We start from the raw sequence: 11,144 nt of genomic DNA, 5'->3' as shown, positions 1-11,144 counted from the left end.
TAATTAAGAGGCTAAGTTGAAACTTGAGAGCTGAGTAATACCTGCGCAGAGGGCAGACCAGCGTGGCAACACTTGCATTGCATTACCCCATACCGCCGAAGCAAATTCAGCATCACTGACACCCCTAACTAAGGCAAGTTCTTTTGCAATCCGCGGTAGAAAAGCAGGCTCATTAAAAGCAATACCCTCCGCTCTGAGCCATGCTGGTGGGATGTCGGGAGAATCTGTTTCAGTCACAATACTGTCAAGCGACAATTCTTTTAAAAGTCTACGGATTTGCAAAGCACGCTCATAAGTCGCTGCACCGCCAAATCCCAATTTAAATCCGAGCTCAATAAATTGCTCAGCCTGCTGAAAGCTGCCATTAAAAGCATGCGCTATTCCGCCAGGGATACTTCGACGACGCAAGGCTTTTAAGATTGCATCCTGAGAACGACGTACATGCAAGATTACAGGCAATTGATATTTCTGAGCCAAATCTAATTGCGCATTAAAAAAGAATTCCTGCTTATGAGAATCTAAATCCTCAACAAAATAATCTAAGCCAATCTCACCAACACCCACAAAGCGAGGATCAGATAGAGATTCAATAATTCTTTTCTCAAGTGTTTCAATGTCGCCCTCTTGGGCTTGATTGGTATATAGCGGATGTATTCCCAAGGTATAAACCAAACCTGGGATTTCTTGACTATATTGATGAGCTAACTCTCTAACATGAGTACAGTCAGACACCTTCACAGCAGGCAACAGTATTGCTGCAACGTTTTTTTCAGTGGCCGCCTGAATAATTGTCGGCAATGAAGTCGCAAACTCAGGGGCATCTAGATGGCAATGGGTATCAATCCACATGGGATGCCCACTCACACAGAGAATGGTTTTAATACTCCACGCTCTAAATGCAAGATCCGATCACAACGTTTGGCGCGCACCGGGTCATGCGTCACGATCACAAAGGCTGTGCCTTGATCTCGAGCGATGTCCAACATCAAATCAAATACGCCGTCTGCAGTCTCGGTATCGAGATTGCCGGTTGGCTCATCCGCCAGAACGCAAGCAGGATTACCAACCAAGGCACGAGCGACTGCCACACGCTGGCGTTCCCCTCCGGATAATTCGCCTGGAGTATGGAGTTCACGTGCAGCCAAGCCAACTGCCTTAAGCATCTTGCTGGCGCGCTCCATTGACTCATCATTACTAAGGCCACGAATACGCAAAGGCAAAGCCACATTCTCTGCAGCACTAAATTCATCTAAGAGATGATGGAATTGATAAATAAACCCAAGACTATGGTTACGTAGTTGGTCTAAATTCTTCACTGATAGGTTATTCAAGTCAGAACCAGCCAAAATGACGGAGCCAGCGCTTGGAGCATCTAAACCACCCAATAAATGAAGTAAGGTGCTCTTGCCAGAACCTGAAGAACCGACGATAGCCACCTTCTCCGATGGAGAAATATCCAAGTCAATCGCCTTCAGAACCTCTACTGCAGTAGGCCCTTGACCGTAGGTCTTGGCTAAGCCTCTGGCCTTCAGCACTAAGTTATTGATATCACTCATACCTAAATTATTCATAACGCAGGGCCTCCGCAGGTTGGACCTTGGCAGCACGACGACTTGGGTAAAGCGTCGCTAATACAGAAAGGCCAAATGCCATTAATCCCACTGTCAGCACATCACTTGCCCTAACATCAGAAGGTAATTCGCTAATGAAATACACCTCACGCGGCAAGAACTGCACACGGAAAATGGCTTCAATGACCGGCACGATGACATCAATGTTCAGCGCAATCAATAGACCCAATGCAACACCAAGCAAGGAGCCCAAAAGGCCAATCGCCAATCCCTGAATTAAAAATATTCTTTGAATGAGTCCAGGGCTTGCACCCATGGTTCTCAGAATAGCAATATCAGCCTGCTTCTCGTTCACCGTCATGACTAAGGTGGACACCAAATTAAATGCGGCTACGGCAATAATTAAAGTCAAAATGATGAACATCATCTTTCTTTCAGTCTGAACTGCTGCAAACCAATTGCGGTTTGATCTTGACCAGTCAGTGACCCAAAGCGCCTGAGGAACAATACCCGATAACTCATTAGCAACTTCTGGGGCCCGCTGCATATCATCCACCTTGATACGCAAGCCAGACGGATCATGTAGACGCAGTAAGGCGGCAGCGTCCTTCCAGTGCATGATAGCCAAGGAGCTATCGTATTCATAATGGCCACTGTCAACAATGCCGACTACCTGCAAAGTCCGCATCCGTGGCATAGCACCCGCTGGAGTTAAATCGCTTTCTGGAACAATTAAATTAATACGATCGCCGACGTGTGCGCCAACAATTGCTGCAAGTTGTGCGCCCAGAGCAACACCAAAACTACCGGGCTTAAGATCATCAATATTGCCGGTAACAAATTGTTTTGGTAAATCTGAAACCTTACCTTCTTCGCTGGGCAAGATGCCACGAATAGCAACGCCGCGCATCACTCCTTCGCGAGTCAATAAACCTTGCGAACTCACCATGGGTGCCACACCAATAACGTGTGGTTGAGTTGCAACCTTCAGCGCCAGTGGCTCCCAATTTGCCAAACCATCAGGAGCAGTAATTTCCACATGAGATAGCACCGACAACATACGATCGCGCACTTCCTTTTGAAAACCGTTCATCACCGAAAGAACCACAATCAGTGCGGCAACTCCTAAAGCGATACCAGCAGTAGAAATCCCGGAGATAAAGGATAGGAAACCATCGCGCTTCCCCACCGTCTTACGACGCTTGGATCGGGTGTAGCGCAGGCCAATTTCTAGCTCAATAGGAAGTCTCAACATAGCCACAGTTTAGTGAATTGCGCAGACAAACTGATGGAATACTTAAATGCCACCTAAAATCAGGGGAATGACTGCGAATTTCACCTCCCCCAAGACTCCGCTACGCCGCTTCACCCTGATGCTTTCAGGGGAAGATGCCTTAGATGAGCTCGAAAGCAGAGATAGCCCCCGTAAGGGACTACCTCATGAGCGCTTTTTGCTCGGAGAATTACTCCCTCTTGCACCGGTCTTACTTCTCGGACAATCCAATCAAGCCGTCAACCCAAACGAAGTCATTGCCTGCTTACAGCCCGTTCATCTGCATGCCACTCGGGATCACCTCATTTTGATGGGGCAAAACCAGATTGATCTGACCCCCGAAGAGTCATCTAAGCTTCTGCAAGCGGCGCTACCTTTTATTGAAGAAGATTTTCAGGGCTCTGTACTTTTTCATAACCAGCATTATTGGTTTGTGCCTGCTGGCCCATTTTCCAGCCTAGCAAGTTACAGTGTGGACCAGGCTCATGGCCGGAATATTGATTGGTGGATGCCGCGTGATACTCAAGAAGAAGGTATCGCGAAACGTTGGCGCAAACTTCAAAATGAAATCCAAATGCTTTGGCATATTGACCCTGTTAATGAAGAGCGCGGACAACGTGGCATGCCCAGCATCAACTCAATCTGGATTAGCGGCATCGGTAAGCTCAATGATGTTCAAGCGCCTGCATTATTAAAACAATCTCAGCGTCTCATCGGCTCACACCCCATTCTGGCTGGCCTATCCAAGCTATTAAGCCTGCCACACGAATTCGTCCTGGATGAGAAAAATTTAGTTGGCGCCTTTGCCTGGCCTGATCAGCCAGAAGCGGCTTGGCCACAGTTAAGTGCAGCACTCCATAGCAAACAACTAGATGAGGTTGTCATCATCGACTTTCCGATGGGAAAGGTACGCGAACGAATTTTCACCGCTAAAGATCTCAATAAAAGATCTTGGGCCTTTTGGAAAAAAGCAGAGCCACTGACTTGGAAAGAAATTAGTCAGCTATGAGTTACGCATGAGTTTCGTATGAGCATATTTTCACAACGCCCCTTCTCAGAGCGCACTGCCACCTGGTTAGCGCAGAGTGGCTTACACCCACTACTGGCTAGACTCTATGCTGCTCGAGGTCTGCAAACTCCAGAAGAACTCTCGCTTGATTTAAAGCAACTGATATCACCAGTTGAACTAAAGAATTGCATCAGCACCGCCTCTTTACTCGCCGATATCCTTGAGGCAAAAGATCCCATGCTGATCGTCGCAGACTACGACTGTGATGGCGCAACCGCTTGTGCCGTAGGTCTCCGAGGTCTGCGCATGCTGGGCGGACCTGATACACCAATTCAGTTTCTAGTTCCGAACCGCTTTACGATGGGGTATGGCCTCACACCTGAGGTTGTTGAGTTGGCAGCACAACAAACGCCTAAACCGAAATACCTGATCACTGTCGATAACGGTATTGCTAGTGAGGCTGGCGTTGATCGTGCTCGTGAACTGGGTATGGAAGTGATTGTGACCGATCATCATCTACCTGGAGATAACTTACCGAAGGCGCTAGCAATCGTTAATCCCAACCAACCAGGTTGTAGCTTTCCAAGCAAAGCTCTTGCTGGTGTTGGTGTGATGTTTTATATGCTGGTGGCATTACGCGCTGAACTTCGCAAGCGTGGAAAATTTTCCCATGAAACTCAACCCAAAGTAGAAAACCTCCTCGACCTTGTTGCCTTAGGAACAGTTGCTGACGTAGCGCAACTCGATCGCAATAATCGAGTATTAGTTTCTAATGGCTTAAAACGTATCCGTGCTGGAATATCTCAACCTGGGATTCAGGCGCTATTTCAGGCGGCGGCTCGAGACCCACGCAAAGCAAATACTTTTGATCTAGGCTTTGCCATCGGCCCTAGACTCAATGCGGCCGGGCGTCTAGCGGATATGACTTTAGGCATTCGCTTACTCCTCACTGACAATACGGATGAGGCACTCAATCTTGCGCATGAACTCGATCGCATTAATCGCGAACGCCGCGTGATTGAAACAGGGATGCAAGAAACTGCCCTCTCTCATCTTGCCGAAGATCAACTTGACGGCACTATGGCTGAGCGCCCCAGTATTTGTTTATGGAATTCTGAGTGGCATCAGGGTGTTGTTGGCATTGTGGCTTCACGACTGAAGGAGCGCTTTAATCGCCCAGCGATTGTGTTTGCTCCTGCCGATGGAAATACCGGCGAAGAATTACGTGGTTCAGGTCGCTCGTTGACAGGATTTCACTTAAGAGATGCTCTCGATCTTGTTTCGAAACGAGAGCCTGGACTCATTCTGAAATTTGGCGGACACGCCATGGCGGCAGGCCTAACGATTCGAAAAAGTGATTTTGAAAAATTTGATGCCTGCTTTCAGGAAGTGGCGGGCGGCTTATTAACAGATGAGTTACTAGAACGTCGCCATGCCCACGATGGCACGTTGGAGCTCTCCGAATTTACACCTGAAATAGGTGACCTACTAGCTGAAGAGATCTGGGGGCAAGGTTTCCCGCAGCCCGTTTTCTATGGGGAATTTGAAATTACCCAGCAAAGTCTCATGAAAGAAAAGCATTTACGACTGATGGTTCGCCCTATCGGCAGTTCTGAACTCAAGCCGACCAATAAGCCACTCACTGCCGTTTGGTTTAACCGCACCCAGAGCCTACCCGCCAAAGCTAAATTAGCTTATCGCCTTGTCACTGACCGTTATCAGGGCCAGGCTCGTGTGCAGTTGATGATTGAAGCCCATGACGAGGCAGCAAGCACCTAAAGGCCTAAGGCAATAACCCCCTTATAATCAGGGGATGGAAGCTGAACAACTAAATACTATTTCGAATACCTTGTCCGATCTGCTCACCCGTGAGCAAGCTCTTCGGGGGTATCTTTGACTTCGAAGTAAAGTCACGTCGCCTTACCGAAGTTAACTCGATTCTGGAAGATCCCACTATTTGGGATGATCAAAAGAAAGCACAAGCGCTGGGCAAAGAAAAGAAATTGCTCGATGGCGTAGTGGCGACTCTTACTGATCTCAATACCAATATTACTAGCGCACTTGAGCTGTTTGATATGGCCAAAGAAGAGAGTGACTTTGAAACGATTGGCGCTATTGAGAAAGATGTTGAGAGCTATAGCAAGACCATTGGTGATCTAGAGTTCCGCCGCATGTTTCATAACGAGATGGATTCTTGCAATTGTTTTATCGACATTCAAGCTGGAGCTGGCGGTACCGAAGCCTGTGATTGGGCCAGTATGCTCTATCGTCAATACCTCAAGTATTGCGAGCGCAAAGGTTATAAAACAGAAATACTCGAAGAGTCTGATGGCGACGTTGCAGGCATTAAGAGTGCGACGATTAAAGTCGATGGTGAATACGCATACGGACATCTCCGCTCTGAAACTGGCGTACACCGTTTAGTACGGAAGTCGCCTTTTGACTCATCCAACGGTCGTCATACTTCCTTTGCCTCTATCTACGTGTATCCAGAGATTGATGACTCGATTGAGATCGACGTTAACCCTGCTGATATCCGCACTGACACCTACCGCGCTTCTGGTGCGGGTGGTCAGCACATTAATAAAACCGACTCAGCTGTCCGCTTAACCCATATTCCAACTGGGATTGTGGTGCAGTGTCAGAACGACCGCAGTCAGCACCGCAACCGTGCCGAAGCGATGAGCATGCTCAAGTCTCGCCTCTACGAACATGAGATGCAAAAGCGCCGCGCTGAACAGGATAAGTTAGAGGCCAGCAAGACCGATGTGGGTTGGGGCCATCAAATCCGCTCCTACGTTCTAGACCAAAGCCGCATCAAAGACTTACGCACTAACGTCGAAATTTCCAATACTCAAAAAGTATTAGATGGCGATCTCGATGCCTTTATTGAAGCCAGCCTAAAACAAGGCGTGTAAAAACCAACTCTCATTACTGCACCACTATAGATATGAACGATAAAACCCATTTAGATACTGCTCCAGCTACCGAAGTAGTTGATGAGAATCACATCATTGCGGAGCGCCGTGAAAAACTGGCCAAGCTTCGTGCTGGCGGTGTTGCATTTCCGAATGACTTTGTTCCTACTCATTTAGCGACTGATTTGCATGCTCATTACGACAGTCTGACCAAAGAAGAATTAGCCGCCAAGAAAGTTCATGTCAAAGTAGCCGGTCGTATGGTTCTTAAGCGCGTGATGGGTAAAGCCAGCTTTGCCACTATTCAAGATCGCAGTGGGCAGATTCAGTTCTACATCAATGATGAGCTCAGCGGTGCTGATGTTCATGGGGCCTTCAAGCATTGGGATATGGGTGACTTTATTTCTGCTGAAGGCAACCTCTTTAAGACCAATAAAGGTGAGCTGTCTGTTGAGTGCAGCAACTTACGCTTACTCAGCAAATCACTGCGTCCACTGCCTGATAAGTTCCATGGCCTATCAGATCTAGAGACTAAATACCGCCAGCGCTATGTCGACCTCATTGTAAATCCAGAAAGTCGCAATACATTTAAAGCACGTAGCAATGCAATCGCATCATTACGTCGCCATATGTTGGATGCCGACTTCATGGAAGTAGAGACACCAATGCTCCACCCTATCCCTGGTGGTGCGGCAGCGAAGCCCTTCATTACTCACCACAACGCACTCGACATGCAAATGTTCTTGCGTATTGCTCCAGAGCTTTACCTCAAGCGTTTGGTAGTCGGTGGTTTTGAGCGTGTCTTCGAAATCAATCGCAATTTCCGTAACGAAGGCGTAAGCCCACGTCATAACCCTGAATTCACCATGATGGAATTCTATGCAGCGTATACAGACTATCGCTGGTTGATGGACTTCACAGAAGGCTTGATTCGTGCAGCTGCCATAGATGCTCAAGGCACTGCCGTATTAACGCATCAAGGTCGTGAACTCGATCTGAGCAAACCATTCCAACGCCTAACTATTACCGAGGCCATCCTCAAGTACTGTGGCCAGTCAGGTAAGAGCTATGATGCATCTCAGTTGGATGACATCAACTTCATTCGTACTGAATTGAAAAAAGGTGGCGAGAACCCAGACGCCCCAACCCTCAAGAATGCAGGTATTGGCGCACTTCAATTGGCCTTATTTGAATTGGTTGCCGAGGAACACCTTTGGGAGCCAACTTACATCATTGATTACCCAATTGAAGTCAGTCCACTCGCCAGAGAATCCGATACCCGCCCAGGCATTACTGAGCGCTTCGAACTCTTTATTACCGGCCGTGAAATTGCAAATGGCTTCTCTGAGTTAAATGATGCTGAAGATCAAGCGAACCGCTTCCGCAAGCAAGTTGAGCAAAAAGAAGCTGGCGATGAAGAGGCCATGTACTTTGACCATGACTTCATCCGCGCCTTAGAGTACGGCATGCCTCCAACGGGTGGTTGCGGTATTGGCATTGATCGTTTAGTCATGCTGCTGACCGATGCACCTAATATTCGCGATGTGATTCTATTCCCGCACTTGCGGCGCGAAGAAGAATAAATTCTTCAGCAAAGAAAAAGAGAGGCAACCACCTCTCTTTTTTTAACTTCATTTTAATTGCCATAGACCTCAACGCCACCTTTAATAGTTTTAAGGACTTGTATGTTCTTAATATCATCTGGCGCAACCTTTAAGGGGTTTTGATCCAGAACTACTAAATCAGCCAGCTTTCCTGGTGTTAGCGATCCCTTGCTGAGCTCTTCCTTGTATTGATAGGCCGCATTGCGAGTAAAGCCCTGTAGAGCCAAATACGGAGTAATGCGCTGTTCAGGCCCCAACACTGCACCGGAGAATGTTTTACGGTTCACGGCACTCCAAACTGAAAAGAGCACATTCGGGCCGGACGAAGGAGTGTCATTATGCAGAGCAAGTGTTATGCCTTTTGTATTAGCGCTATTCGCAGGGCTTAAATTAGCAGCCCTTTCACCACCTAAGACCTTGTTATAAACATCGCCATACAACCAGGTATCGTTTGGCATCATCACTGCCATAATATTTTTCTTCTTGTAGTCATCTAACTGATCATCGCGTGCAAAGAATGAGTGCGCAATCACGGTACGACGATCTTCTGTAATACCAGTCTCAGAAATTGTTTTAGCCAAAGCCGCTAGAGTCATATCAATACCAGCATCACCATTGCTATAACCAAAATATTGAATGTTTTTCTCGTAAGCCAACTTGGTGTACTTATCAAACAAGGCCTGTGGGTAGTAGGCAAAGCCACGCCAGTCTTTTGGAAAACCGGTGATATCTAAATAAGGCTTGGAAAAATAAGCCAAACGCAGTTGCGGCGCCCCATCAGTAGGCACCTGAATTCCGGCAACCTTAAAACCTCTATCACCCTGGCTATAAGCACCAAACTGAAAATTAGGATTAGTCGCCAACATTTGATCAACAACATCGAAGGTTGGTAACGCAATTAAATCGATGGTCACAATTTTTCTATCGATAGCTAATCGCATATTACGCATATCCGCAATGCTGGCTTCGTAACTTTGTGCAGTTGTAAAACCATTGGAGACGTAGATCTTCTCGGCTTTGCGGTAAGTTTCAAACGTCAGATCTTGTGAATACTTGCCGACCGCCTTAGCAACCGCCTCTAAATAAGGCATGCCGATCAATTCACCTGTGAGTTGACCAGTTTTGGGGTCTACCGGAATAAACCCAGAAACGGCCTTAGTAGCTTTTGTGATTCCCAGCTTCTTGAGGCCAGCAGAATTCACCATACCGGTCAACGTAGAAATATTCTCAAGCAATACCGGTTGATTTGGGTAGGCCGCATCTAGATCTGAAATTGTCAATCCACCATCAGACAGCATTGCTTCAGCGTAACCCGTGCCAATAATCCAGCCATTAAATACCTTTGCTTCTGAACGCAGCCTACTAATCACGTCCGTCTTAGTCTGCGGAGGTTTTCTGGAGAAGTAGGCAAGATTTACACCGAGCGTATCTTGGGCGATTAATGCAAAGTGCCCCCAAGTATCAATAAAGCCAGGCAATAGGGTGTGCCCTTTTAAATCTTGTAGAGCGGCATTGGATCCAGCCTGAGTCAAGGCTTCGCGCATGTCGCCGGTGTAGGCAATCTTGTTGTCTTTGACAACCAGTGCTTCAACATACCTAGGGGTGTCACCCTCCATCGTGAGGATGTCCCCGTTGAAGTATACGGTGGGCGCAGTAACATTAGCGGCGGAAGCCAATGAAAATGTAGCTAAAAAGAGGGTAAGAAATTTATAAGTATTTTTCATAATCTCTTTATAAACCATTCAGACTAAAGAGCCTACCGACAGTAATATTGAGTGAGCCGCTTAGGTAGGCAAGCCTTTTTCGTCAAACATTCCCTCGAATAAGGCAGAGCTTAAGTAACGCTCAGCTGTATCTGGAAGCACCACCACGATGGTTTTACCCGCGTATTCAGGCTTCTTAGCTAAACGAACCGCTACTGCAGCTGCAGCACCGCAGGAGATGCCTACCAAAATACCCTCTTCTTTAGCAATACGGCGGGCAAATTCAATGGCTTCTTCGTTGCTTACTTGCTCAACTTTATCGACTACTGATAAATCTAGATTCTCCGGAATAAAGCCGGCACCAATTCCCTGAATCTTATGTGGCGCAGGCTTGATTTCTTCACCATTGAGTTTTTGCGTGATGACTGGACTTGCAGTGGGCTCAACTGCAACTACCTCAATGTTTTTCTTCTTAGTATTCTTGATGTAACGAGCAACACCGGAGATTGTTCCGCCAGTTCCAACTCCCGCTACAAACACATCAATCTTGCCATCAGTATCCTCCCAGATTTCTGGACCAGTGGTCTTTTCATGAATCGCTGGATTCGATGGATTACTAAATTGCTGCAGCAAGACATATTTAGGATCAGACTCTGCAATCTCTTTAGCCTTAGCAACCGCACCATTCATCCCCTTGGGACCTTCGGTCAAGACAATCTTTGCACCTAAAGCCGTGAGCAACTTGCGGCGCTCAATACTCATGGTCTCTGGCATGGTCAATGTCAAAGGGATGCCGCGAGCTGCCGCTACGAAAGCCAAAGCAATACCAGTATTGCCACTAGTTGGCTCAACCAGTTCTTTTCCTGGCCCCAAAATACCTTGTTCTTGCGCATCATTAATCATGGCCACGCCGATACGACACTTGACTGAATAGGCTGGATTACGTCCTTCGATCTTGGCGAGCACAGTTGCCTTAGAGCCATCAGTTACGCGATTTAAACGCACTAAAGGTGTCTTGCCAATGGTTTGGGAGTTGTCGGTAAAGTAAGTCATGAGGATTCCTTAA

Annotated in this window: 9 protein-coding genes; 4 read left to right on the top strand and 5 right to left on the bottom strand. The window is 47.2% G+C overall.

Annotated elements, in window-relative coordinates; translation table 11 throughout:
• Positions 1–3 precede the first annotated feature (3 nt).
• The 3 genes from ICN44_RS08670 to ICN44_RS08660 are packed head-to-tail and all read right to left on the bottom strand — an operon-like array spanning position 4 to position 2,826.
• Positions 4–849: a TatD family hydrolase gene (locus ICN44_RS08670; RefSeq protein ID WP_216263560.1), complete on the bottom strand. Its 846-nt coding sequence runs from the start codon at positions 847–849 to the stop codon at positions 4–6.
• 11 nt (positions 850–860) lie between these two features.
• Positions 861–1,571, bottom strand: coding sequence for an ABC transporter ATP-binding protein (locus ICN44_RS08665; RefSeq protein ID WP_255537540.1), 711 nt, complete (start codon positions 1,569–1,571; stop codon positions 861–863).
• Positions 1,564–2,826: a lipoprotein-releasing ABC transporter permease subunit gene (locus tag ICN44_RS08660; RefSeq protein ID WP_216263559.1), complete on the bottom strand. Its 1,263-nt coding sequence runs from the start codon at positions 2,824–2,826 to the stop codon at positions 1,564–1,566. The genes ICN44_RS08665 and ICN44_RS08660 overlap by 8 nt, the downstream gene beginning before the upstream one ends.
• A gap of 67 nt (positions 2,827–2,893) precedes the next feature.
• Here ICN44_RS08660 and ICN44_RS08655 point away from each other — a divergent pair, with 67 nt between their 5' ends.
• From ICN44_RS08655 to lysS, 4 genes are all read left to right on the top strand, one after another.
• A complete protein-coding gene (locus ICN44_RS08655) occupies positions 2,894–3,853 on the top strand; it encodes a hypothetical protein (RefSeq protein WP_255537539.1) in 960 nt (319 codons plus the stop codon).
• 18 nt (positions 3,854–3,871) lie between these two features.
• Positions 3,872–5,632 carry a single-stranded-DNA-specific exonuclease RecJ gene (gene recJ / locus ICN44_RS08650; protein WP_216263557.1) on the top strand — a complete coding sequence of 587 codons (1,761 nt, stop codon included), beginning with the start codon at positions 3,872–3,874 and terminating at the stop codon, positions 5,630–5,632.
• Positions 5,633–5,666: 34 nt separating this feature from the next.
• Positions 5,667–6,771, top strand: a protein-coding gene (gene prfB, locus ICN44_RS08645) for a peptide chain release factor 2 (RefSeq protein WP_215321673.1) whose coding sequence is annotated in 2 segments (ribosomal slippage) — positions 5,667–5,738 and positions 5,740–6,771 — 1,104 coding nt in all. Because the reading frame shifts where the segments join, the coding sequence is not laid out codon by codon here.
• Positions 6,772–6,803: 32 nt separating this feature from the next.
• Entirely contained in the window at positions 6,804–8,354 is a 1,551-nt protein-coding gene (gene lysS, locus ICN44_RS08640) for a lysine--tRNA ligase (protein WP_216263556.1), read from the top strand.
• A gap of 53 nt (positions 8,355–8,407) precedes the next feature.
• Here lysS and ICN44_RS08635 read toward each other — a convergent pair whose 3' ends face one another.
• Together ICN44_RS08635 and cysK are read right to left on the bottom strand one after the other, a co-directional pair.
• Positions 8,408–10,099 (bottom strand): amidohydrolase, encoded by a 1,692-nt coding sequence (locus ICN44_RS08635; protein ID WP_216263555.1) that lies wholly within the window; start codon positions 10,097–10,099, stop codon positions 8,408–8,410.
• Positions 10,100–10,159: 60 nt separating this feature from the next.
• Positions 10,160–11,131, bottom strand: coding sequence for a cysteine synthase A (cysK, locus tag ICN44_RS08630; RefSeq protein ID WP_216263554.1), 972 nt, complete (start codon positions 11,129–11,131; stop codon positions 10,160–10,162).
• Positions 11,132–11,144: the final 13 nt, after the last annotated feature.

It is taken from the genome of Polynucleobacter sp. JS-Fieb-80-E5, from assembly GCF_018882015.1.
Lineage (GTDB): Bacteria > Pseudomonadota > Gammaproteobacteria > Burkholderiales > Burkholderiaceae > Polynucleobacter.
This window is presented reverse-complemented; position numbering and strand designations above follow the sequence as displayed.